The organism is Sulfitobacter sp. 1A13368 (assembly GCF_043557275.1).
Taxonomy (GTDB): domain Bacteria; phylum Pseudomonadota; class Alphaproteobacteria; order Rhodobacterales; family Rhodobacteraceae; genus Sulfitobacter; species Sulfitobacter faviae.
The window spans coordinates 128,390-149,541 of sequence record NZ_JBIFFR010000003.1 but is presented as its reverse complement, the minus strand read 5'-3'; the positions used below and the strand labels follow the sequence as shown (position 1 = coordinate 149,541).

The window sequence follows — 21,152 nt, the reverse complement described above, 5'->3', positions numbered from 1 at the left end:
TATTGGCGTATTTTTTTGCGAGGCTAGCCAAAAGCCACGCGGCACGCCAGCCTTCGTTGCCAAGCGCGCGCGAGAAGGGTATCGCGGGTGCTTTGCACGGGCGCGCCGCGCGTCGGGCCGACCGTGAAAAGGCATCAGGAGAACATCATGGCCACGCTGGGGATTGATTTCGGAACCTCCAACACCGCGGCGGGCATCGCCATCGGCGGCACCCCGCGACTGATCTCGCTGGAGGCCGAGGCACAGACCCTTCCGACGGCGGTCTTCTTTGATTTCGAGGCGCGGGAAATGCGGATCGGTGCCGCGGCATCCGACGCGCTGCTGGCCGGGGCCGAGGGCCGCTATATGCGCGGCTTGAAAAGCCTGCTTGGCACCCGGCTAATGCGCGAACGAAGGGCGCTCTTGGGCGAAAGACTCGACTTTATCGACATTGTTGCGCGGTTTCTGGCGCGGGTCAAAACGCAGGCCGAGGCCGCCACAGGAATGCACTTCGACAGGACGCTCTCGGGACGCCCCGTGCGCTTTCATTCCGCCGATGACGCCCGCGATGCCCAAGCCCTGACAGACCTGCGCGAGGCCTATGGCCGGGCGGGTTTCGATCATGTGGACTTCATGAACGAACCCGAAGCCGCCGCGATTGCCAATCGCGCGGCCTTGCGTCCGGGGGATCTGGGGCTGGTTATCGATATCGGCGGCGGCACCTCGGATTTCACGCTTTTCCTCCAGCGCGGGAATGATGAGATCGACATTCTGGAAAGCCACGGCATTCGGCTGGGCGGGACCGATTTCGACCGGTCCCTGTCGATCGGGCGGGTGATGCCGCAGCTTGGCATGGGCAGCGAAATTCGCCACGCTTTCGGGGGTGACACCCATATCGCGCCCAATGCGATCTTTAACGATCTGGCCACTTGGGCGAAAATTCCGTTTCTCTATGGGCCGGAGACCCGTAAGGCGGCGGCGGAACTCCATAAGTTCGCCGAACATCCCAAACGTCTGGCCCGCCTGGTCAAAGTGCTTGATGAAGAGCTTGGCCATGACCTCGCCTTTGCTGTCGAAGCGGGCAAAATCCGCGCCAATGGTGCGGGGGGCGCGGGGGATGCTGATCCGGTGATCGATGTGTCGATGCTCAAACCCCGCGCGACCTTGCCCCTGCCCCGCGATTGGATGCGCAAGCGGCTGTCGAAACTCGCCGTCCAGATGGGGGACGCAGCAGAGGCGACGGCGCAGAAGGCAGGCCTCGCGCCCGAGGCAGTGGACCGGCTGATCTTTGTCGGCGGGTCGAGCCTGATGGCGGTGGTCGAAGACGAGATGCGGGCGCGCTTTCCACGGGCGGAACTGCATCGGGGGGCGGCGCTGACGGCGATTGTTGAGGGGTTGGCCTTGCGGGCCGGTGGGGATGAACGCGGCTGATCCGGCTGGTTGAGAGTGCGGGATCGGTATTTGAGAAAGGATGAAGGTGAAGGGGGGAGGCTCGACAGGGCCGCTGGTGGTGCGGCGTGGGGCTGCGGTCTTTTTACTGTGCAGAAGGCTGCAGCGGGCTATGTTCATTATGTCCATAGTTTTTAGGAAGAACACGCATGGCCCCACTGATCCAGAAGAAACCCCCGACCTCTGCTGTGCAGGAGGAGGCGGAAGAACGCTCTGTCAGTGATGCGGCGGCGCTGTCGCCCAAGCTGATCTATGAGGTGATCCGCCGCGAGGGGCGCGATGAGTTGAACCGCACCAACCGGTCATTGATCTGGTCGGGGATTTCTGCGGGGATGCTGATCAGTCTTTCTGTCTTGGGCGAGGCAATTTTCCGGACCTATCTGCCGGATGCGGAGTGGCGGTTTTTGCTAGAGAACCTTGGCTATTCCTTGGGTTTCATCGCGGTCATCATGGGCCGGATGCAGTTGTTTACCGAGAACACCATCACCACCGTCTTGCCGCTGATGCAGGAGCGTAGTTTGGGTGTTTTGTGCAGCCTGTTGCGGCTTTGGGGTGTTGTATTGGGGGCGAATGTCGTCGGGGCCTTTGCGGCGGCGGCGCTGTTTATTTATACGCCTGCGATTCCAGAAAACATTCTGCCCGCCATTATCAGCCTTTCGGAACATGCCACCGGGATGGGGGTATCGGAGGCATTCTGGCGCGGCATTCCGGCGGGCGTGATCGTGGCGCTGATCGTTTGGATGCTTCCGCAGGCGGATGAGACCGCTTTTTTCCTGATCCTGACCTTTACATGGCTGATCGCGGCGGGGGATTTTACCCATATTGTCGCCGGATCGGTCGAGATGGCGGCGCTGCTTTTGCATGGCGGCTTGGGGGTCGGTCAGGCGATCTTTGGCTTCTTCCTGCCGGTGCTTGTGGGCAACATCATTGGCGGCACGGTGGTCTTCACCCTTGTTGCCTGGGGCCAGGTCCGCGACGATGTGGAGGACAGTTGAGGCAAAGCGGTCCCGATCAAGGTCGGGGCCGAATTGAGAGGAATGGCATTGGTGTTGCGCAGACCCCCGACCCGACCGGCGATCTATTGGGATGCTTTCAAAGCGAGCCTGAAACAGGCGGCGGAGGACAACCTTGCGCTGATCTCGGCCGGGGTGGCGTTTTTCGCCATGCTGTCGCTGTTTCCGGCGCTGGCCGCATTGATCGCGCTTTTGGGGCTGATTTCAGACCCTGTCGTCGTCGTCGCCCAATTGGAGGAAGTGCGCGGGCTGCTGCCGGATGATGTCTATGACATCATCAATACGCAGGTGACCGGCTTGGTCACCGCGCGGGCCGATAGGCTGGGTTGGGCCGGTATCGTGTCATTGCTTGTGGCGCTTTGGTCCGCCCGGGCCGGGGTGGGGGCGATGGTGATCGGATTGAACGCCGTTTACAACGAGCGCAACCGCAATGCCGCGAAACACTACCTTCATGCCCTGCTCTTGACGGTTAGCCTTGTGGCGGTCGGCATCGTGGCGCTGCTGGCGGTAGTGATCGCGCCGATCATTCTGGCCTTCATCCCGCTTGGCCCCTTTGGCAATGCGGTGGCCGACCTTTTGCGTTGGACCGTGGCGACGGTGGTTTTGTTTGCCGGGGTTGGGGTGCTTTACCGCTTTGGCCCAAACCGGCGGGCGGCGCGGCTGCCGTGGCTCAGCAGCGGGGCGATCTTGGCGGTGCTGTCTTGGGCGGTGCTTTCCATCGGTTTTTCCTATTATGTGGCCAATTTCGGCAATTACAATCAGGTCTATGGCTCGATCGGGGCGGTGATCGCGATGTTAATCTGGCTTTGGATCAGCAGCTTTCTGATCTTGTTTGGGGCCGCGTTGAACGCGCAGGTGGAGCGGCGGACGCGGCCTGACAGCACCGTTGGCCCGGCCAAGCCGCGCGGGCAACGCGGGGCGGAGGCAGCGGATACCTATATCGATGTGGCGCAGGACTGACGGTTAGAGCAGCGGGCGTTTTTGGCGGCTTTCCGGATCGGTCATCCCCTCTTTCGCCAAGGCGGCGAGATCGTTGATTTGCAGCACCCTGTCGGACCATGACAGCAACTGACGTTCTTTCAGAGCGCCGAGGGTCTTGTTGGTGTGCACCACCGAGAGGCCAAGCGCATCGGCCAGATCGCGTTGCGAATAGGGCAGCAGCATCTGGTTGTGGGTGACCATCCCGAGCGACTGGCCGCGTTCGAAAATCTTGACCATCGCCCAAGCGATGGCCTGCATCGCGCTGCGTTGGCCGATGGTGGCGAGGACTTCGCCCATGAAATGCTCTTCGATGGCGGCCAGCCAAGTAATGTCAAAAGCGCGTTCGGGGTGAGATTTGAAGAAATTCCAGAACTCACTGCGGTTGAAAACGCAGAGCCGCATATGGGTGCGGGCTTCGACGGAATGGCCCATTTCGCCCATGATGCCTGCCTGTAGCCCGATGAAATCGCCGGGGAAGACAAAGCTGATGACCTGCCGGCTGCCGTTCTCCAGCGTCTTGTCGCGGATGCCCATTCCGGTGAGCGCCGTGTAAAGCTGGGGCGAGTTCGACCCTTCCATCAGGATCGGCGTGCCCGGTTCGACGGTCAGCTCACCCGACTTGAACTTCTCCATGAAGCTCACTTCTTCTTTCGACATCGGCAGGAAAGCATCCTTGCGCCGAAGGGGACAATAGCGGCAGTGTGTCGTCATTAGATAAAATTTGCCTTCATATGTCTTAGTTTAATGCGCGTGTTTTGCGCACCCCCTACACCGACGACTTTGCTTACCCGGGGGAAGACCATGTCGATCTTGATCTACGAACCGGACCCATTGGTCTGTTCAGACATAAATGAAACGCTTTCTGCCGCGTTTCCGCAATCTCAAATTGAAGTATTGGAAAGCTTTGACCTCAGCGCCTTGGTGGACAACGTCAACGACACGGAATTCGCGGTCCTGTCGCTGCGGCGCGAACAGTTGCATCAGCATTTGTCGGAACTGTCGAACTTGCAGGAGTGGTTTCCGATCATCTGCATCATGAACGATACGCCACGGCTGGCGAAGGTGGGCGAGCGGTTGAAATTCATCACCCGCCCGTTTTCCAGCAGCAACCTGCTGGCCGCGGTTAACGGCGCGCTTTCTGACCCGCGGTTATGCCAGCCAGAAATGCCATGACCAGGTTCTTCAAGCCATCATGATCGGAGGCGGCGGAGTCTTCTTGCCGGGACGGCTGCGCCGCGGCCTCACCAGCTGACCCGGCGATGGCGAGCAAGAGAAAGCCCATACCGAAGTAAACCGCGCCGAGGATCAGCGCGGCGGTGAGCGCGGTGGTGACGGTGATGAGGTAAAGCCATGCCGCCAGCGTGAGAAACAGCAGGCCGATCAGCAGAAAAAGCACGGCCCCGGCGCTGAGCATGGCAGTGCGCAGCGCCCGTCGCAGGGAGCCGCGCAGATGTTGCATCACCGAAGACAGCATTTAGCGGCGGGCCGTCACAAGACCGACAAGAAAACCGATGCCTGCGGCAATCCCCAAAGCGGTTCCGGGCTGGGCCTTGAGGAATTCCTCGGCCTGTTGCTGAACTTCCATCGCCTTGAGGCGCCCCGTATCGGCGAAATCATTCGCTGCATTGCGGGCATTGTCCCGCATCTCTTCCGACTTGGCCTTGCCATAGTCGCCCAGGGTTTCGGTCAGCGATGCGATGTCTTTTTTGAGAAGTGCGATCTGATCCGACAAATCGTCAATCGTCACCTCTTTTGCGGCAGCGGTTGTGGTCTTGGCCATGCAAGCCTCCTGAATGTTTGGGTGATGTTAGGCGGCACGCGCTTCTAATGCAAAGGGTTCCCTGCGCGACGTTGCGCGCGGGGAACCCTGTTTTCGCGGCTCAGCTTCAGGCGTTGAGCGTTTCCGTGGAGGAAAAGAACATCGCTTGCGACACAGCCGAGACGACCTGATCCACCGAATAGGGCTTGGAAATCAGGAAGGCAGGCTCGGGCTTGTCGCCGGTCAGCAGACGTTCGGGGAAGGCGGTGATGAAGATCACCGGTCGCATGCCCAGCTCGTTCAGCAGGTCGTTCACCGCGTCGATGCCCGAGGAGTTGTCGGCCAGCTGGATGTCGGCGAGGATCAGGTCCGGCACGTCGGCCTTGCCCAGTTTCACCGCCTCTTCGCGGGTGCGGGCGATGCCGGTCACCCGGTGGCCCATCTCGGCCACGATGGATTCAATGTCCATCGCGATGATGGCTTCGTCTTCGATGATCATCACCGAACCCGAGGTGCTGTCGGCCATTTCGCGATGGGCGATCTGGATCAACTCGCCCGCTTCGGCCTCATCCACACCGATGATCTTGGCGATTTCCCCATGAGAGAAGCCTTCGATCGTGTGCAACAAAAGCGCTTCGCGGCTGTTGTTGGTCAGGCTGGAAAGATGGCGTTGTGCCTTGGCCCGCGGGCCGCTTTCGCCCTCTTCGACCGGGGCACCTGCGCTGGCCCAAATACCGTACAAAACCTTGAAAAGACCCGTCTTTGTATCTACTCCATCGAGCACCGAGCGATCAACCAAGATGGCTTCGAGGGCTGCCGCAGCAAAGGTGTCGCCGCTGGTCTGGCTGCCTGTCATCGCCCGCGCGAACCGGCGAAGGTAGGGGATGTTGGCTCCCAGTTCATCGCTGATGCTGGTCTTTTGTGTCGCATCGTTCATCTAGTCGAATCCTTTTTACTTTTCTTGGAACCAAACACGTCGACATTGTGTTTGGTTCCAGTATGCATGCATAATTATTCAAACGAGACGACGATGCCAGAGGTGATGTTAGTGAATTCAGGAAACAAGGACGAGCGCGAGCGCGTCATCGACGACAACCTCAAACGGGTCTTCGATGAGACGCTCGAAGAAGGCATCCCTGATCGTTTCAAGGATCTGCTTCAGAAGTTGAAGGAACAGGATTCAGAAAAAGGAACGTCATGATGACCCGTCCCGATCCGCGCGACGAGCTGGTAGAACATCTGCCGGCCATGCGGGCCTTTGCCATCAGCCTGACACGCAATGGTGCCACGGCAGACGACATGGTGCAGGACACGTTGGTCAAGGCGTGGACCAACATCGAAAAGTTCCAAGAAGGCACGAATATGCGTGCTTGGCTCTTCACGATCCTGCGCAACACCTACTATTCCTCGCGCCGCAAGGCGAAGCGCGAAGTCTCGGACGTGGATGGCGTGCTGACCGATGGGCTGGCCGAAAAGCCCGCGCACGATGGCCACATGCAGATGACCGACTTCCGCAAAGCGCTGGCCCTTTTGAAGGACGAACAACGCGAAGCGCTGCTTCTTGTCGGGGCCTCCGGTTTCTCTTACGAAGAAGCTGCGGAGATGTGTGGGGTCGCTGTCGGCACTATCAAGAGCCGTACCAACCGGGCGCGTGCCCGCCTTGCCGAACTGCTGGGTCACCATGACGACGAGTCGCTTGAAATGACCGATGACGCAACAATGTCTGTCCTATCCGCATCTAAAGTTTCCTCTTTTTAAATATGACATCTGGCTTCTTCAGCGGTGATCTGATGCGTGGGCTGACGATCCGTATCCTGCTGTTTCTGTCTCTCGCGCTTTTGCCCATCGGGCTGATCGCGGTTGTACAGACACGGCAGATCGCGGATCAGAGTCGCCAAAGCGCGGAGCTATCGCTGATCGCCGTGACGGAACAAGCCTCCGCGGCGGAACGCCGGGTGATCCAAGAGGCCTTTGGCGCGGCAGAAGCTCTCACCGCCATCGTGCGGCTCAGGCGGGAAGATCCTGAGGAATGCACGGCCTTCCTTAGGGAATACAAACAGGCGTCAGACATTTATTCGCTTGTGGGTTTCATCGGGCTAGACGGACAAATGACCTGCTCCTCCACGGGGCAGGATCATGACTTTTCGCAGGATGAGAATTTCCAGACCCTGCTGGAAAACCCCGTCCGCCGCGCGGTGCCAGTGTTGCAGGGGGCGGTCAGCAACCAAGTGGTCACGCTGATCAACGCGCCGGTCTACGAAGAGCGCGAGTTGATCGGCTTCATGGCGCTTAGCATCCCCGAGGATGCCATCAACGCGATCCGCGAGCCCAAGACCAAACACAGCAGCGTTGCGATGATGACCCTCAATAAGATGGGTCATATCCTTACCACCGAAAACGGGCTTGAGGTGGCCAAGACGGAATATCCCAACGATGTCGCCCTGTCGCTGCTGACCACCAAAGAGCCCAATGTCTTTCTTTCGCAAAATTCCGATGGCCAAGAACGCGCCTATGTGATCGTGCCGATTGTGCCCGACACGGTCTTCGCGCTCAGCGTTTGGCCCAGCAACACCCCGTTTTTGGATACTGGCGTTTCGACCCGCCTCAGCGCGCTTTTGCCCATCGTTATGTGGCTGGCGAGCCTTATCGTGGCCTTCTGGGCGCTGAACCGTCTGGCGATCAACCATATTCGCAAACTCGGGCGGCAGATGCGGCGCTTTGCGCTGAACCGTACTCTCCCGCGTGGGACGCTCGGCCCCTCGGTCCCCACCGAATTGGTCGAGATGGAGGCTGCTTTTGTTGGCATGGCGGAATCCATCCTGCGGGACGAGGCGACGTTGGAAGACAGCCTTCGGCAGAAGAACATCCTGCTGAAAGAGGTGCACCACCGGGTTAAGAACAACCTGCAACTGATTTCTTCGATCATGAACATGCAGATCCGGCAGGCCAAAAGCGAAGATGCGCGTTTCGTGCTGCGCCGGTTGCAAGACCGTATCCTCAGCCTCGCCACGGTGCATAAGAACCTTTATCAGAATGACGATCTGGTCCGCGTCAATGCCAGCGAATTGCTGCGTGAGATTGTGGGCCAGATGCTCTCAGTCGGCTTGCCATCCGGCTCTGGCGTGAAGGTCGAACAGTCCTTCGAGCCGATCAAGATCGACGCCGACGATGCCGCGCCGCTGACCCTGCTTGTCTCTGAGGCGCTGACCAATGCGCTTAAATACGTCTCGACGGTCGAACATGGCAAAGGCTTCATTTCGCTTAAACTGATCCAAACCGGGCCAGAGCAGGCGATGCTCGAAGTGCGCAACACCATCGGCAACCCCGAAGAGGTGAAATCCGGCACCGGGCTAGGCTCGCGTCTAATCCTCGCCTTTACCCGCCAGTTGAACGGCCAGGTCGAGGTCGAAACCAACGACGACATCTATCAGATCAGGGTGAACTTCCACGTCCCGACCGACAGTAAAATGATCTACGATTACTGAGGCGCCAAAGCCCCAATGGAATCTGGCCCAAAACGTGGCGGAGCGATCACAGACTCGTCATAGGCGAAAAATTTGTCGGAACCCTTTGGCCTGCGCGCGGTTGAGCACCTGAAACGCAGTGCTAAAAAGGAACACGGAGATGACCACGGAGCTTTTTCTCGGCGGTCTGACCATCCTGACCTTAGCGGCGGTCATCATCCTTGCCCTCACCACGGGCCGAAGGGAACTTCACCCGGATGAGGACCGCACCGGGCGCGAAAAACAGCAACCGGAGACCCAAAGGTCGAACTACCGGTCAGACTACTAAGACCTGACACCCCCTATCGACCGCCCCGAGCAGAATGCTCGGGGCGGTCGATATTTATGGGGCACCTTTTTTTAAAAACTGGGCGGGGTACAGGCGCTGACGATCTCGCAACTTTCGGACCCGGTGTTGCGGAACCGATGCGGCAGGCGGCTGTCGAACAGATATCCGTCCCCGGCATGAAGCAAGCTGACCGCGCCATCCACCGTTACTTCGATGCTCCCGCGCACCACGACCCCCGCCTCTTCGCCCTCATGGCTCAGAAACTCAGGTCCGGTATCGGCGCCGGGCTCATAGGTTTCATGCAAAACCTGAAGCGCGTGATGCGCGGCACTGCCCAGCTGACGCAGGGATACGCCGCCCTGATGACTTGGTGAAATCTCGGTCAACTCCTCCGCGCGGTAGAAGACTTTGGCGCTGTCGTCTTCTTCTAAAATCGCGAAAAATTCGGCCATGCTGATGGGAATCGCGTCCAACAGGCTTTTGAGCGACGCGACCGAGGGGCTGGTTCGGTTCTTTTCGATCAGCGATATCGTGCCATTGGTCAGCCCGGCCTTGGCCGCAAGCTCCCGTTGGGAGAGCCCGTGTTTCTTGCGGATCGCTCTGAGTTTATCGCCGACGTTCAATGGCTTGTCCTTTGTAGGCCCCCGCGCCGCCGCTACGGGGCACGGCCTTGGGTCAACCGGGGGGTCACGGGAATTGTTAGATAGAGGCTGCGATCGCGATTGACAATTATATTAAACGGAATATGGATTTTTTAAACGACACGTCACTGCCCTCTCTCTTTCGCAATAAGGTATCTGTTCCATGTCCAGCACCGTCAAGAAATCACCCCGGAAATCCGCGGCCAAAGCCAAAGCCGCGCCGCAGATCTCCGTGGTCGAAACCAACCCCGCGACCCAGCCCGACGGTCAGACCAACGCCGATCTCATCGCGCGCCGCGATGCCGCCGTGCCGCGCGGTGTGGCTTCCGCCGCACCGATCTACGCGAAATATGCCGAGAACGCCGAACTGTGGGACGTGGAAGGCAACCGCTACATCGACTTCGTCGGCGGCATCGGCGTGCTGAACACCGGGCACCGTCACCCCAAGGTGGTCGAGGCCGCCAAGGCGCAGGAAGACCACTACACCCACACCAGCTTTCAGGTCGTGCCCTACGGGCCCTATGTCGATCTGGCCGAGAAGCTGAACGCGCTCGCCCCCGGTGACGCGCCCAAGAAGACGCTGCTGGTCACCACCGGCGCCGAAGCCGTTGAGAACGCCGTGAAAATCGCCCGCGCCGCCACCGGCCGCCCGGGCGTCATCGCCTTCACCGGCGGCTATCACGGCCGTACCCTGCTGACGCTTGGCATGACCGGCAAGGTCACGCCCTACAAGAAAGACGTCGGCCCCTTCCCCGCGGATGTCTTCCGCGCTCCTTTCCCCTCTGTCCGCGACGGGATCGCCGTGCAGGACGCACTGACCGGGCTGAAGAACCTCTTCCTCACCGATGCCCAGCCCGAACGTGTCGCCGCGATCATCATCGAGCCGGTGCTCGGCGAAGGCGGCTACACCCCCGTGCCATTCGAGATGATGCAGGAATTACGCGCGATCTGTGACCAGCATGGCATCCTTTTGATCGCAGACGAGGTGCAGGCGGGCTTTGGCCGCACCGGCACATGGTTCGCGATCGAGCATTCCGGCGTGGTGCCAGACCTGATCACCGTGGCGAAATCCATGGCAGGTGGCTATCCTCTGGCCGGTGTCATTGGCCGCACCGATGTGATGGACGCTATGGCCCCCGGCGGCTTGGGCGGCACCTATGGCGGCAACCCGGTGGCCTGCGCGGCGGCACTGGCAGCCATCGAGGCGATCGAAGACGAAGGTTTGCTGGCCCGCTCGACCGCGATGGGCGAAACGCTCAAAGCCCGCTTTGCCGAGATTGGCGAGCGTTCCGCCCCCTTCCGGTTCTGGGACATCCGCGGCCTTGGCGCCATGGTCGCCGTTGAGTTCGTGACCGATTTCGACAGCGCCAAGCCCGACGCCGATTTCACCAAACGCGTCATTGCCCATGCGCTGAAGCGCGGCCTGCTGCTGCTGAGCTGTGGCATGTATGGCAACGCCGTGCGCGTGATGGTGCCGCTGACAGCCTCCGACGCCATCGTCGAAGAGGGGCTTGCCATCTTTGAAGAGGCCGTCGCCGCCGCTGTCGCCGAAGAGCAGAAGTAAACCAAACGGTCACACCGGACGGATCGGGCGCGCGGGGCAACCTGCGCGCCCATTTTTATGGCGTCCCTCCGGCGGGGGCATCCTGTCCCACCTCGGGCCTTGGCATCCGCCGGGGAAGCGCGCAAACTCCGCCCGAAATTAACGCCGGAGTGACGATGCCCTTGTTTGCCCCCTGCCCCATGCGCACCCTTACGGGGATGTTTCACGTGAAGAGCCTGCCATGAGCGCGCCAATGCGTCCCGGCCCGCGCAACCTGATCACCGATGTGGCAGGGCTGAAGGTGGGCAATGCGCAGGATGCGCGGCTGAAATCCGGCAGCACCGTGCTGATCGGCGATGCGCCCTTCACCACCTCTGTCCACGTCATGGGCGGCGCGCCCGGCACGCGCGAGACAGACCTGCTGGCCCCCGACAAAACCGTCGCGGCGGTCGATGCGCTGGTGCTCTCGGGCGGCTCTGCCTATGGGCTGGATGCCTGTTCGGGCGTGGTCGATGCCCTGCGCGCGCAGGGCCGCGGCTTTCGCGTGGGCGACGCGCTGATCCCGCTGGTGCCCGGCGCGATCCTCTTCGATCTGCTGAACGGCGGCGATAAGGATTGGGCGCAGAACCCCTATGCCGATCTTGGCCGCCAAGCCTTGGAAGCGGCGGGCGAAGATTTTCAAATCGGCTCGGTCGGTGCGGGCACCGGGGCGCTGAGCGCGATGGTTAAAGGGGGCCTCGGCTCCGCCAGTTTGCAATTGCCAGATGGCAGCACGGTCGGCGCGCTTGTCGGGGCCAATCCGGTGGGCGCCGTTACCACCCCCGGTGACCGCTATTTCCACGCCGCCCCCTTTGAGATCGACGGAGAGTTCGGCGGGCTGGGGCCGGACCCATCCGCCGGGTTGGGGCTGAGCTTCGAGAGCCGCAAGATGGCGGCCATGTCGGCCCGCGCCAATACCACCATCGCCATCGTCGCCACCGACGCCACGCTGACCAAGGCCGAATGCCAGCGCGTCGCCGTGGCGGCCCATGACGGCATCGCCCGCGCCGTGGTGCCTGCACATATGCCCAATGACGGCGATCTGGTCTTCTCTCTCTCGACCGCGGCGCGGCCTGCGGGGGATGTGGCGCTGATCGGCCATGCCGCGGCCCTCTGCCTGTCGCGCGCCATCGCCCGCGCCATCTATGCGGCCACCCCCGCCGATGGGGATCTTTTGCCTTGTTGGAGCACGTTGAATGCCTGATCTGCCCCTCTCCGATATTTCACTTCATTATGAGGTCGACGGGCGCGGCCCGCCGCTTTTGATGCTGGCCGGGATGCTGAGCGACAGCGCGAGTTGGGGCGCTTTGGCCCCGCTGCTTTCCGATCACTTCACCCTGATCCGGCCCGACAACCGCAGCACCGGGCGCACGACCCCTTGGGATGCCGAAACCTCTGTCGCGCAGATGGCTCGGGATGCGCTGGCGCTGATGGATCATCTGGGGCATGACACCTTTCACGTTGTCGGCCATTCGATGGGTGGGCTGATGGCGATGGAGCTTTTTGGCCTCGCGCCGGATCGCATCCAAGCGCTGAGCGTTCTCGCCTCTGCCCCGGTTCGCGCACCCCGGACCATGGCAGTCTTCGATGCGCTGCTCGCCGTGCGTCGCGCGCCGGAAGGGGAGCAGCTTTGGCTGCGCGCGCTCTACCCTTGGATTTTCGCCCCCGGTTTCTTCACCGATCCTGACAATACCGAGGCCGCCCTCGCCGCAGCACTGGCCTATCCCCATGCGCAGAGCGCGGATGCCATGGCCCATCAACTCGAAGCGCTGCGCGGTTTCCGCCCCACGGTACGGCCCGCTGATCTGACCTGCCCGACCCAAGTGCTCCACGGGGCCGAAGACCTGCTGATCCCCCGCGCCGCCGCCGAGGAGGCTTTTGCGGAGATCCCAAATGTGACCCAGACCACCCTGCCCGAGGCGGGCCATTCGATCCATTGGGACGCCGCCGAGGCCGTCGCCCAACATCTGCGCCAATTCCACGACACCGCCGGAGACCCGAGATGACACAAGACCTTTACGGATTGGAAACCTCTACCGACCGCCCGGAAACCTTGCAGGCGATCAATGACTTCATCCACGGCTTCCTGTCCTACCAACCCAAGGCCGCGGGCATCATCGCCGCCGCCGATGCCGACCCCAACGGGCCGCTGGTCAATGCCTATGCCGCGCTCTTGTGGATGTTCCTCGAACACCCGATCGCGCCCGAGAAAGCCCGCCCCTATCTGGACCGCGCCAAGGCAGCCCCCGGCGCGAATGCTCGCGAACAAGAAGTGATCCGCGCCGTTGGGCATTGGATCGACGGCGATGTGCCCGCCCTCGTCGCCGCCTGTGATGCCATTACCGATAAATGGCCGCGCGATCTGGCGATGCTGAAACTGGCGCAATACCACCTGTTCAACACCGGCGATGCCGCAGGCATGTTGCGCCTAGCGTTGAAATCCCTGCCCGAGGCCGAAGACATCGCCTATACCCACGGCATGATCGCCTTTGGTTATGAGCAATGCCATCTGCTCGACCGGGCCGAGGCTGCTGCCCGCCGGGCGATGGAATTGCGCCATGATGAGCCTTGGGCGCATCACGCGCTGGCCCATGTGATGCTAACGCAAGGCCGCGTCGCCGAAGGCGCGCGTTTCATGGAAAGCGTGGCCGAGACGTGGAGCGATCTGAACTCCTTCATGCGGAGCCACAATTGGTGGCATCTGGCGCTGTTCTACCTGTCGCAGGGCCGTCACGACGATGTGCGCGCCGCCTATGACCAGCATATCTGGGGGCTGGAAAAGGACTATTCCCAAGACCAAGTCGGCGCCGTGTCCCTGCTGGCGCGGATGGAATTCGCGGGCGTCGATGTGGGCGACCGTTGGGGCGATGTGGCCGACCATGTGGCGGCGCGGGGGGCGGATACGGTGAGCCCCTTCCTCACGCTGCAATATCTCTATGCCCTTTGCCGCACCGGGCGGACCGAGGCGGCGGAGATGCTCACCGCGATTGAAGGTCGTGCGAGTGAGATTGCCGCCCATGACCACGCCGCATGGGCAGAAGTCGCGCTGCCCGCCGCCCGGGGCATCGCCGCCCATGCCAAGGGGGAGTGGGCCACGGCGATCCGCGAGCTTGGCATGGCCCTGCCCCGCATGGCCGAATGTGGCGGCAGCCATGCGCAGCGGGACCTGTTCGAGCAAATCCACCTCGACGCGCTGGTGCGCGATGGACGGGCCTCTGCCGCGCAGCAGGTGCTTGAGATGCGCCGGACCTATGACCCCGATGGCGTGCCGCTGAACCTGATGCTGGGCGAGGTCTATGAAAAGACCGGTCTGCCCGATCTGGCGGCCCAAGCCCGCGCGCGGGCCGAACGCACGCTGGCCGGGGCCTAGACCGGGCGACGCGCTTTAGGCGCGCGGGCCGACGGTGACTTCGAACTCGGAGATGCCGTCGACCCCCCCGGTGATCACATCGCCGGGCTGCACCGCCGCGACACCGGCCGGCGTGCCGGTCATGATGATGTCACCCGGAGCCAAGGTCACGGCCTGCGACAGGGTGGCGGTATGCTCTCGCACCGACCAGATCATCTGCGACAGATCGGCCTCCTGCTTCATCTCGCCGTTCACCGCGAGCCATAGGCGACCCTTCTCGACCGAGGGAACATCGGCCATGGGCAGGATCGGCGCAATGGGCGCGGAATTGTCAAAGGCCTTGGACCAGTCCCACGGGCGGCCCATCTTTTTGGCCTGCGCCTGAAGGTCACGGCGGGTGAAATCAATGCCCACGGATGCGCCCCAAATGTGATCCATCACATCGGCCTCCGCGATATTCGCGCCGCCCTTGCCGATGGCGATGACAAGCTCTGCCTCGAAATGGAAATCCTCCGTCAGCGGCGGATAGGGCACGGTGCAGGGGGTATCCAGCGTGGCATCGGCGGGTTTGGTGAAAAAGAACGGCGGGTCGCGCATGTCATTGCCCATCTCAAGCACATGCGCCTCATAGTTGCGGCCTACGCAAAAGACGCGGCGCACCGGGAAACGGTCGCTGGTGCCTTGAACGGCAAGGCTGCTTTGCTTGGGGGGATCAATCACATACATCACGGGTGTTCCTTTTGGCATAATGCCGCCAAGGAACACCCGCGCTTTGTAACAGTCAATGACCCCTCGCGCTTATAAGCCTTTGAGCGGCCACTCTTTCACAGTTCCGCGCCCTTGCGGATGGCGTCTTGGACCTCGCGGATGTCCTCGGCGCTCAGCCCATAGTCCGCCGCCGCCACTTCGGCGCTGATATAGCCGCGCAGAAGGTCGCGTTTGACCTGCGCCTTGGGGCGTTCCTCGGCGGGGCCGTAGCCGGCACCACCCGGAAAGGCCATCATCACCTTCGCCCCATGCGGCACGAACTGCTTGCCCTTGCCGCGCATCGGCGTGCCGTCGTCGCGGGCGATGGTGGTGGGCGCACCGGGCTTGCCGCCCTGTCGCCCGCGCGCGGGGTGGTCGACGCGGTCGAACATCGCCTGCATGTCGAACTCATGCCCCTCGCGCGCACCGACTTCCATATATTGCCCCAGCCCGCCGCGCTGGCGACCCGCGCCGCCGCTGTCGGGGCGCAACTCCTTGCGCCAGATCACCACAGGCCCGGCATGTTCGGTGGCCTCCACCGGCATGGTCATCACGCCGGATGGGAAGGCCGTGGCGTTGAGCCCGTCATGCTGCGGCCGGGCGCCCGAGCCGCCAGAGTTGAAGGTCAGCACCTCGGCCCGGCGCGCGCCTGCGGGCGCTTGCGTATCGGTGCGGGGCCGCAGGCTGACCTGAAAGTTGCACAGACAGCCCGCGCCTTCGGCTGGCACGAGGTTTGGCAGAATTTGATCGAGCGCGGCATAGACCGTGTCGGGCACGAAATGCCCCACGATATGCCGCAGCGCCACGGGGGCGGGGTGCACGGCGTTGACGATCGTGTCCTCGGGCGCGGTGATCCGGAACGGCTCCAGCGAGGCGGCGTTGTTCGGAATCTCCGGTGCGATGGCGCATTTCAACGCGTAGCAGGCGTAGGCCTTGGTATAGACCAGCGGGCAGTTGATGCCCTTCTTGTCGATCCCGCTGGTGCCTGTGAAGTCCGAGAGGATGTGATCTTCTTCGATGCTGACTTTGACCTTCAGCGTGATCGGCGTGTCAAACCCGTCAATCGTCATCTCCCCAGTCGCCTGCTGCCGGGGCAGCGCCGCGATCCGCTCCAACGTGGCACGGCGGGAGTTTTCGAGGATGAATTCCGCAATGCCGGTGAGATCGTCGAGGTCGAACTCCTCAAGCATGTCGACCAAGCGGCGATGCCCGATCTCGTTGCAAGTGGTCAGTGCGTAGATGTCACCGATAAGCTGGTCCGGTTCGCGCACGTTGCCACGGATGATCCGCACCAAAGTCTCGTCCACCTTGCCCGCATCGGCGAACTTCATGATCGGGAGGTAAAGACCTTCCTCGTAGACGCTCGCCGCATCCGCGCCGAACCCGCGCCCGCCGATGTCGACGATATGCGCGGTGCAGGCGAAGAACCCCACCAGCTTGCCGCGGTGGAAGGAGGGCGTGACCATGGTGATGTCATGCAGGTGGCCGGTGCCCTCCCAAGGGTCGTTGGTGATATAGACATCGCCTTCGAGGATGTTCTCCCGCCCGGTCCGGCGGATGAAATGCGCCACCGCGTCGGCCATGGCGTTGACGTGGCCCGGCGTGCCGGTGACCGCCTGCGCCAGCATCTGACCGTCGGTGTCATAGACGCCCGCGGAAAGGTCCCCCGCCTCGCGCACCGAGGTCGAGAAGGCAGTGCGCACCAGTGCCTGCGCCTGTTCCTCGACCACCGAGATGAGGCGGTTCCACATGACTTGATAGGCGACGTTGGAATGTGTCTGTGCCATGGGCTTACCCTTTCACGGTGATGTCGATGCAGCCGTCGGGCTGGCAGATGGCGCGGCGCGAAGCGGGCAGGATGATCGTCGTCTCATCCTCGGTGATGGCGGCGGGGCCTTGGGCGGTCTGGCCCGGGGCCATCTGACCGCGCAACACGACGTCGGCCTCGCAGTACTCAGAAAGCGCCGGGTCGAAAATGCGCCGTGTTAGAGCCACATCCGCCGCCGCACCCGGGGACTGCTCTGCGGTGCGGGCGACCGCCTCGGGCGGCGTGGTGGCATTGACCGACCAGACCGTGATCTCGATGTCCAAGCCTTCGACGGTGCGGCCGAAAAGCTTGGCGTAATCGGCCTCGAACAAAGCCTCGAAACGCGCGGCATCGGGGTTTAGCGCGTCCGCCTCGTCCAGCACGATGGGGATTTCCCAGCCCTGCCCGCTGTAGCGCATGTAGACCTTGTATTCCGACAGGATCTCGGCCCCGGCATCGCAATTGCGGACAAAGCCCGTGGCCTCGTCCCTCAGTTCCACCAGCAGCGTCTTGATCCGGGTCGCGTCGAAATCCGACAGCTTCATGTAGACCGAGCGGTTGGCCTCGAAGCTGAAGGGCGCGCGCAGAAAGCCGATGGCCGAGCCGACCCCGGCGCCGGGCGGCACCAGCAGGCGCTCGACCCCGAGCTTCTCGCACAGCCGCCCGGCATGCAGTGGGGCCGCGCCGCCGAAGGCGATCATCGTGTAATCGCTGAGGTCTTCGCCGTTTTCCACCGCATGCACGCGCGCGGCATTGGCCATGTTCTCGTCCACCACCTCGGCCAAACCAAAGGCGGCGGTGGCGGCGTCCATGTCGAGTTCCTGACCGATCGCTTGGCTCAGCGCCGTCTCGGAGTTGCCGGTCTCGAGCCGGATCGAACCGCCGGCAAAATTGTCGGGATCGAGTTTGCCAAGCACCAGATCGGCATCGGTCACGGCGGGCTTCTGACCGCCGCGCCCGTAACAGGCCGGCCCAGGCTCGGAGCCCGCGCTTTCCGGCCCCACGCGGATCTGCCGCATGGCGTCCACATGGGCGAGGCTGCCGCCGCCCGCGCCGATCTCCACCATGTCGATCACCGGGATCGAGATCGGCATGCCGGAGCCTTTTTTGAATCGATAGGTCCGCGCCACCTCGAAGACCCGGCTGGTCTTGGGCGTCTGGTTCTTGATCAGGCAGATCTTGGCCGTGGTGCCGCCCATGTCGAAGCTCAGCACCTTGTCGAGCCCATAGCGCGCGGCGATGTTAGCAGCAAAGACCGCCCCGCCCGCCGGGCCCGACTCCACCAGCCGCACCGGGAATTCGGCGGCGCTTTCGATCGAGATGATGCCGCCGCCCGAATGCATCAGGAAGATGTTGCAGGAGACGCCCTCTTCTTGCAGCCGCCCTTCGAGCCGCCCGAGGTAGCTCTTCATCAGCGGCTTGATATAGGCGTTGGCGACCACAGTGTTGAAGCGCTCGTACTCGCGCATCTGCGGCGAGACCTCGGAGGAGATCGACACCATGACACCGGGCAGACGCTCTTCCAGCACCTCGCGGACCATGCGTTCATGCGCGTCGTTCAGATAGGAATGGATCAGCCCGACCGCGACGCTTTCATAACCCGCTTCGGCGATGCGGTCCGCCAGCGCCTCGACCTCGGCCCGGTCGAGCGGGTGCAGAACCGCCCCCGTGGCATCGACACGCTCTTCCACCGTGTAGCGCATCTGGCGCGGCAGCAGCGGTTCGGGAAGGTTGAGGTTCAGATCATACTGCTCGAACCGGCTTTCGGTGCGCATCTCGATCACGTCGCGGAAGCCCTGGGTCGTGATCAGCGCCGTCTTGGCGCCGCGCCGTTCGATCAGCGCGTTGGTCGCCAGCGTGGTGCCGTGGATGATCTGCGTGAGGTCGGCGGGCGTGATCCCGGCCTTGGCGCAGACCTGATGCATCCCGTCGATGATCGCGTTCTCGGGCGCGGCATAGGTGGTCAGCACCTTGGTTGAGAAACTCTCGCCGCCCTTTTCCAGCACCACGTCGGTGAAGGTGCCGCCGATGTCTACGCCCAGTCGGATGGTTGATGCCATGTCTCACTCCTGTTTGGGCGCAGGATAGGGGTGGGCACAGCATCGGTACAAATTATTATATTCTATGGGTGCGAAAGGTTTTTTCGATCCTCAGCATCGAAGCTTCGGGCGCAATCCCGGGCCAGTTCGGCAGCGCGGGCGACATAGGCGGGGGTGCGATCCGCGTGATAACGCGCGGCGACTTGCAGCGGGCGCGGGTGCCACGCGGCGGGTAGAATCCGCAGCGCCCCATCGGCCAGCGCGCCTGCCACCATCACACGTGGCATCACGGCCACGCCCATCCCGTCGAGCACCATGTTCATCGCCGCCGACAGGCTGCTGGAGGGCACCAAACGGGCCTTCGGCGCAGTCGTGCCGTCGAAATGGCCGATCAGATCGGAATGGGCCTGCGTATGCCGCGCATGGCCTAGCACCGGATGGCGCAGCATGGCGGCGAAGTCGGGCGCGGGACCGATCTGGGCGGCCAATTCCGGCGCGGCGACCCAGATGTAGTCATAGGTCGCCAGATCCAGCCGCCCGCTCGCCAGGGTCGAGAAGGGTGCGGTTTGCAGGGTCAGGTCAAGCGCATGGGCGGCAAGCTCTTGATCCAGATCGCGCGACAGATCGACGGTAAGTTCGACAGTGAGATTGGGATAGGCATCGGCCAGCGCGCGCAGAAAGGGGCGCAGCCATGTGCTGGCAACCACTTCGGTCACCCCAAGGCGGAGGCTGTCGTCGATCAGGTCGGGCCGCGCGGCGGTCTCGACCAGTGCTTCGGCTTCGCGCAGGACGCGGCGGGCTTGGGCCAGCAGTGCGGTGCCCTTTTCGGTGAGCCGGATCGACCCGGCATCGCGCTGCATCAGGGTGACGCCCAAGGTTGCCTCCAGCCCGGAAATCCGGGCCGAGATATTGGGCTGTGTCGTGTTCAGATGCGCAGCGGCGCGGCGGAAACTACCAAGATCAGCGACCCAGATCAGCGCTTCAAGCTGTTTCAGCGTGAAGAGATTGCCGATCATTCGCGCCAGTCAAAGAATCCCGGTCCGGCCTCGGCCAGAAGCTTGCGGGCCATCGCCTCACCCGCCGCGGCGCCGTCGGAAATGGCGCAGGTCACGTCATCGCCGATGGCATCAGACCCGTCGGGGCGCAGCACCTGACCGCGCAGGCGCATCTCGCTGCCGTTGAGTTCGGCCAGACCGGCGATGGGTGTCTCGCAAGAGCCATCTAGGGTGGCGAGGAACGCGCGTTCGGCGGCAAGCTGTTCGCCAGTCTTGCGGTCATGGATCGCCGAAAGCATCTCGGCGGCGCGGCTGTCGTCCTCGCGCCGCTCAACCCCAATGGCCCCCTGCGCGATGGCAGGCAGCATGTCGTCAGGGTGAACGGCAGCCTGTGGCACGTCGTCCATTTCCAAGCGGTTCAGCCCGGCCATGGCGAGGAAGGTCGCTTCGGCCACACCGTCATCAAGTTTTTTCAAACGAGTCTGCAAGTTGCCACGAAACTCGACCACTTCCAGATCAGGCCGCCGCAGTTTCACTTGCGCGCGGCGGCGCAGGCTGGAGGTGCCGACGACCGCGCCTTCGGGCAACTCGGCGATGGATTTCAGATGCGGCGAGATGAAAGCGTCGCGGCAATCCTCGCGCGGCAGATAGGTGTCGATCAGCAGCCCCTCGGGTTGAAGCGTCGGCATGTCCTTCATCGAATGCACCGCGATGTCGATGGAGCCGTCCAGCAGCGCGGCCTCGATCTCGCGGGTGAACAGCCCCTTGCCGCCGATCTCTTTCAGCGGGCGGTCGATGATCTTGTCGCCCGTGGTCTTGATCACGACGATGGAGAAAGCCTCGAACGGGAGATCGAAGGCGGCGGCGAGCCGGTCGCGCACCTCATTCGCCTGCGCGAGCGCCAGAAGCGATCCGCGTGTGCCGATGTTGAGAGGCCGGGCCGGGGTGGGAAGCTGATACGTCATGACGCATCCCTACCCCCGTCGACATGAACTGACAACTGCTGTACCTGCGCTACC

Annotated in this window: 22 protein-coding genes; 12 read left to right on the top strand and 10 right to left on the bottom strand. The window is 62.6% G+C overall.

Annotation, left to right across the window (positions count from 1 at the left end):
- Window positions 1-147 precede the first annotated feature (147 nt).
- The 3 genes from ACGYK4_RS07790 (at window position 148) to ACGYK4_RS07780 (ending at window position 3,401) form a co-directional block, all read left to right on the top strand.
- Window positions 148-1,410, top strand: coding sequence for an Hsp70 family protein (locus tag ACGYK4_RS07790; RefSeq protein WP_394455889.1), 1,263 nt, complete (start codon window positions 148-150; stop codon window positions 1,408-1,410).
- 167 nt (window positions 1,411-1,577) lie between these two features.
- Entirely contained in the window at window positions 1,578-2,423 is an 846-nt protein-coding gene (locus tag ACGYK4_RS07785) for a formate/nitrite transporter family protein (protein WP_394439631.1), read from the top strand.
- A gap of 42 nt (window positions 2,424-2,465) precedes the next feature.
- The gene (locus ACGYK4_RS07780; protein ID WP_394455887.1) at window positions 2,466-3,401 is read left to right on the top strand and encodes a YihY/virulence factor BrkB family protein; all 936 of its coding nucleotides are present in this window, start codon (window positions 2,466-2,468) and stop codon (window positions 3,399-3,401) included.
- Between the two features lie 3 nt (window positions 3,402-3,404).
- Here ACGYK4_RS07780 and ACGYK4_RS07775 read toward each other — a convergent pair whose 3' ends face one another.
- Window positions 3,405-4,133: a Crp/Fnr family transcriptional regulator gene (locus ACGYK4_RS07775; RefSeq protein ID WP_394455885.1), complete on the bottom strand. Its 729-nt coding sequence runs from the start codon at window positions 4,131-4,133 to the stop codon at window positions 3,405-3,407.
- Between the two features lie 90 nt (window positions 4,134-4,223).
- Between ACGYK4_RS07775 and ACGYK4_RS07770 the strand changes: the two genes are divergently transcribed.
- Window positions 4,224-4,595, top strand: coding sequence for a hypothetical protein (locus ACGYK4_RS07770; protein ID WP_394408136.1), 372 nt, complete (start codon window positions 4,224-4,226; stop codon window positions 4,593-4,595).
- Here ACGYK4_RS07770 and ACGYK4_RS07765 read toward each other — a convergent pair.
- The 3 genes from ACGYK4_RS07765 to ACGYK4_RS07755 all read right to left on the bottom strand — a co-directional run bounded on the left by ACGYK4_RS07765 (window position 4,546) and on the right by ACGYK4_RS07755 (window position 6,118).
- On the bottom strand, window positions 4,546-4,881 hold the full coding sequence (locus ACGYK4_RS07765) for a phage holin family protein (protein ID WP_394408133.1): 336 nt from the start codon (window positions 4,879-4,881) through the stop codon (window positions 4,546-4,548). The two genes, ACGYK4_RS07770 and ACGYK4_RS07765, sit on opposite strands and share 50 nt — an antisense overlap.
- Before the next feature lie 15 nt (window positions 4,882-4,896).
- Window positions 4,897-5,202, bottom strand: a complete 306-nt coding sequence (locus tag ACGYK4_RS07760) for a YqjD family protein (RefSeq protein ID WP_067264153.1) — start codon at window positions 5,200-5,202, stop codon at window positions 4,897-4,899.
- 106 nt (window positions 5,203-5,308) lie between these two features.
- Window positions 5,309-6,118 (bottom strand): response regulator, encoded by an 810-nt coding sequence (locus ACGYK4_RS07755; RefSeq protein ID WP_067264155.1) that lies wholly within the window; start codon window positions 6,116-6,118, stop codon window positions 5,309-5,311.
- A gap of 93 nt (window positions 6,119-6,211) precedes the next feature.
- On the opposite strand from ACGYK4_RS07755, the gene ACGYK4_RS07750 reads away from it, so the two are divergent.
- From ACGYK4_RS07750 to ACGYK4_RS07735, 4 genes are all read left to right on the top strand, one after another.
- Complete coding sequence (locus tag ACGYK4_RS07750; protein WP_197470876.1) at window positions 6,212-6,382, top strand: NepR family anti-sigma factor; 171 nt, start codon at window positions 6,212-6,214, stop codon at window positions 6,380-6,382.
- Window positions 6,382-6,939 carry an RNA polymerase sigma factor gene (locus ACGYK4_RS07745; RefSeq protein WP_067264157.1) on the top strand — a complete coding sequence of 186 codons (558 nt, stop codon included), beginning with the start codon at window positions 6,382-6,384 and terminating at the stop codon, window positions 6,937-6,939. The genes ACGYK4_RS07750 and ACGYK4_RS07745 overlap by 1 nt, the downstream gene beginning before the upstream one ends.
- Before the next feature lie 2 nt (window positions 6,940-6,941).
- The gene (locus ACGYK4_RS07740; protein WP_394455883.1) at window positions 6,942-8,666 is read left to right on the top strand and encodes a sensor histidine kinase; all 1,725 of its coding nucleotides are present in this window, start codon (window positions 6,942-6,944) and stop codon (window positions 8,664-8,666) included.
- A 139-nt stretch (window positions 8,667-8,805) separates the two neighbouring features.
- Complete coding sequence (locus ACGYK4_RS07735) at window positions 8,806-8,973, top strand: hypothetical protein (RefSeq protein WP_271688683.1); 168 nt, start codon at window positions 8,806-8,808, stop codon at window positions 8,971-8,973.
- Between the two features lie 71 nt (window positions 8,974-9,044).
- Here the strand turns inward: ACGYK4_RS07735 and ACGYK4_RS07730 are convergent, their stop codons facing one another.
- Window positions 9,045-9,596, bottom strand: a complete 552-nt coding sequence (locus tag ACGYK4_RS07730; protein WP_209216952.1) for a cupin domain-containing protein — start codon at window positions 9,594-9,596, stop codon at window positions 9,045-9,047.
- A gap of 181 nt (window positions 9,597-9,777) precedes the next feature.
- Here ACGYK4_RS07730 and gabT point away from each other — a divergent pair, with 181 nt between their 5' ends.
- The 4 genes from gabT to ACGYK4_RS07710 all read left to right on the top strand — a co-directional run bounded on the left by gabT (window position 9,778) and on the right by ACGYK4_RS07710 (window position 14,566).
- Window positions 9,778-11,178, top strand: coding sequence for a 4-aminobutyrate--2-oxoglutarate transaminase (gabT, locus tag ACGYK4_RS07725; RefSeq protein WP_394455882.1), 1,401 nt, complete (start codon window positions 9,778-9,780; stop codon window positions 11,176-11,178).
- 232 nt (window positions 11,179-11,410) lie between these two features.
- A complete protein-coding gene (locus ACGYK4_RS07720) occupies window positions 11,411-12,400 on the top strand; it encodes a P1 family peptidase (RefSeq protein ID WP_394456136.1) in 990 nt (329 codons plus the stop codon).
- Window positions 12,393-13,202, top strand: coding sequence for an alpha/beta fold hydrolase (locus ACGYK4_RS07715; RefSeq protein WP_394430440.1), 810 nt, complete (start codon window positions 12,393-12,395; stop codon window positions 13,200-13,202). The genes ACGYK4_RS07720 and ACGYK4_RS07715 overlap by 8 nt, the downstream gene beginning before the upstream one ends.
- Complete coding sequence (locus ACGYK4_RS07710; RefSeq protein ID WP_394430438.1) at window positions 13,199-14,566, top strand: tetratricopeptide repeat protein; 1,368 nt, start codon at window positions 13,199-13,201, stop codon at window positions 14,564-14,566. Before ACGYK4_RS07715 ends, ACGYK4_RS07710 begins: the two co-directional genes overlap by 4 nt.
- 15 nt (window positions 14,567-14,581) lie before the next feature.
- Here ACGYK4_RS07710 and ACGYK4_RS07705 read toward each other — a convergent pair whose 3' ends face one another.
- The 5 genes from ACGYK4_RS07705 to hemC all read right to left on the bottom strand — a co-directional run bounded on the left by ACGYK4_RS07705 (window position 14,582) and on the right by hemC (window position 21,098).
- Complete coding sequence (locus ACGYK4_RS07705) at window positions 14,582-15,271, bottom strand: fumarylacetoacetate hydrolase family protein (protein ID WP_067262780.1); 690 nt, start codon at window positions 15,269-15,271, stop codon at window positions 14,582-14,584.
- A gap of 98 nt (window positions 15,272-15,369) precedes the next feature.
- Window positions 15,370-17,079 carry a hydantoinase B/oxoprolinase family protein gene (locus tag ACGYK4_RS07700; RefSeq protein WP_394455881.1) on the bottom strand — a complete coding sequence of 570 codons (1,710 nt, stop codon included), beginning with the start codon at window positions 17,077-17,079 and terminating at the stop codon, window positions 15,370-15,372.
- Window positions 17,080-17,083: 4 nt separating this feature from the next.
- Window positions 17,084-19,159 carry a hydantoinase/oxoprolinase family protein gene (locus ACGYK4_RS07695; RefSeq protein WP_394455880.1) on the bottom strand — a complete coding sequence of 692 codons (2,076 nt, stop codon included), beginning with the start codon at window positions 19,157-19,159 and terminating at the stop codon, window positions 17,084-17,086.
- A gap of 62 nt (window positions 19,160-19,221) precedes the next feature.
- The gene (locus tag ACGYK4_RS07690) at window positions 19,222-20,154 is read right to left on the bottom strand and encodes a LysR family transcriptional regulator (RefSeq protein ID WP_394455878.1); all 933 of its coding nucleotides are present in this window, start codon (window positions 20,152-20,154) and stop codon (window positions 19,222-19,224) included.
- Window positions 20,151-21,098, bottom strand: coding sequence for a hydroxymethylbilane synthase (gene hemC, locus ACGYK4_RS07685; RefSeq protein WP_394455877.1), 948 nt, complete (start codon window positions 21,096-21,098; stop codon window positions 20,151-20,153). The genes ACGYK4_RS07690 and hemC overlap by 4 nt, the downstream gene beginning before the upstream one ends.
- Window positions 21,099-21,152 lie beyond the last annotated feature (54 nt).

Bases quoted from the DNA above. Each gene is read 5' to 3' on its own strand.
- hemC (WP_394455877.1), bottom strand. From the start codon at position 21,098: ATGACGTATCAGCTTCCCACCCCGGCCCGGCCTCTCAACATCGGCACA.
- ACGYK4_RS07690 (WP_394455878.1), bottom strand. From the start codon at position 20,154: ATGATCGGCAATCTCTTCACGCTGAAACAGCTTGAAGCGCTGATCTGG.
- gabT (WP_394455882.1), top strand. From the start codon at position 9,778: ATGTCCAGCACCGTCAAGAAATCACCCCGGAAATCCGCGGCCAAAGCC.
- ACGYK4_RS07745 (WP_067264157.1), top strand. From the start codon at position 6,382: ATGACCCGTCCCGATCCGCGCGACGAGCTGGTAGAACATCTGCCGGCC.
- ACGYK4_RS07740 (WP_394455883.1), top strand. From the start codon at position 6,942: ATGACATCTGGCTTCTTCAGCGGTGATCTGATGCGTGGGCTGACGATC.
- ACGYK4_RS07780 (WP_394455887.1), top strand. From the start codon at position 2,466: ATGGCATTGGTGTTGCGCAGACCCCCGACCCGACCGGCGATCTATTGG.
- ACGYK4_RS07700 (WP_394455881.1), bottom strand. From the start codon at position 17,079: ATGGCACAGACACATTCCAACGTCGCCTATCAAGTCATGTGGAACCGC.
- ACGYK4_RS07770 (WP_394408136.1), top strand. From the start codon at position 4,224: ATGTCGATCTTGATCTACGAACCGGACCCATTGGTCTGTTCAGACATA.
- ACGYK4_RS07750 (WP_197470876.1), top strand. From the start codon at position 6,212: ATGCCAGAGGTGATGTTAGTGAATTCAGGAAACAAGGACGAGCGCGAG.
- ACGYK4_RS07720 (WP_394456136.1), top strand. From the start codon at position 11,411: ATGCGTCCCGGCCCGCGCAACCTGATCACCGATGTGGCAGGGCTGAAG.
- ACGYK4_RS07775 (WP_394455885.1), bottom strand. From the start codon at position 4,133: ATGACGACACACTGCCGCTATTGTCCCCTTCGGCGCAAGGATGCTTTC.
- ACGYK4_RS07755 (WP_067264155.1), bottom strand. From the start codon at position 6,118: ATGAACGATGCGACACAAAAGACCAGCATCAGCGATGAACTGGGAGCC.
- ACGYK4_RS07705 (WP_067262780.1), bottom strand. From the start codon at position 15,271: ATGTATGTGATTGATCCCCCCAAGCAAAGCAGCCTTGCCGTTCAAGGC.
- ACGYK4_RS07710 (WP_394430438.1), top strand. From the start codon at position 13,199: ATGACACAAGACCTTTACGGATTGGAAACCTCTACCGACCGCCCGGAA.
- ACGYK4_RS07760 (WP_067264153.1), bottom strand. From the start codon at position 5,202: ATGGCCAAGACCACAACCGCTGCCGCAAAAGAGGTGACGATTGACGAT.
- ACGYK4_RS07715 (WP_394430440.1), top strand. From the start codon at position 12,393: ATGCCTGATCTGCCCCTCTCCGATATTTCACTTCATTATGAGGTCGAC.
- ACGYK4_RS07765 (WP_394408133.1), bottom strand. From the start codon at position 4,881: ATGCAACATCTGCGCGGCTCCCTGCGACGGGCGCTGCGCACTGCCATG.
- ACGYK4_RS07695 (WP_394455880.1), bottom strand. From the start codon at position 19,159: ATGGCATCAACCATCCGACTGGGCGTAGACATCGGCGGCACCTTCACC.
- ACGYK4_RS07785 (WP_394439631.1), top strand. From the start codon at position 1,578: ATGGCCCCACTGATCCAGAAGAAACCCCCGACCTCTGCTGTGCAGGAG.
- ACGYK4_RS07790 (WP_394455889.1), top strand. From the start codon at position 148: ATGGCCACGCTGGGGATTGATTTCGGAACCTCCAACACCGCGGCGGGC.
- ACGYK4_RS07735 (WP_271688683.1), top strand. From the start codon at position 8,806: ATGACCACGGAGCTTTTTCTCGGCGGTCTGACCATCCTGACCTTAGCG.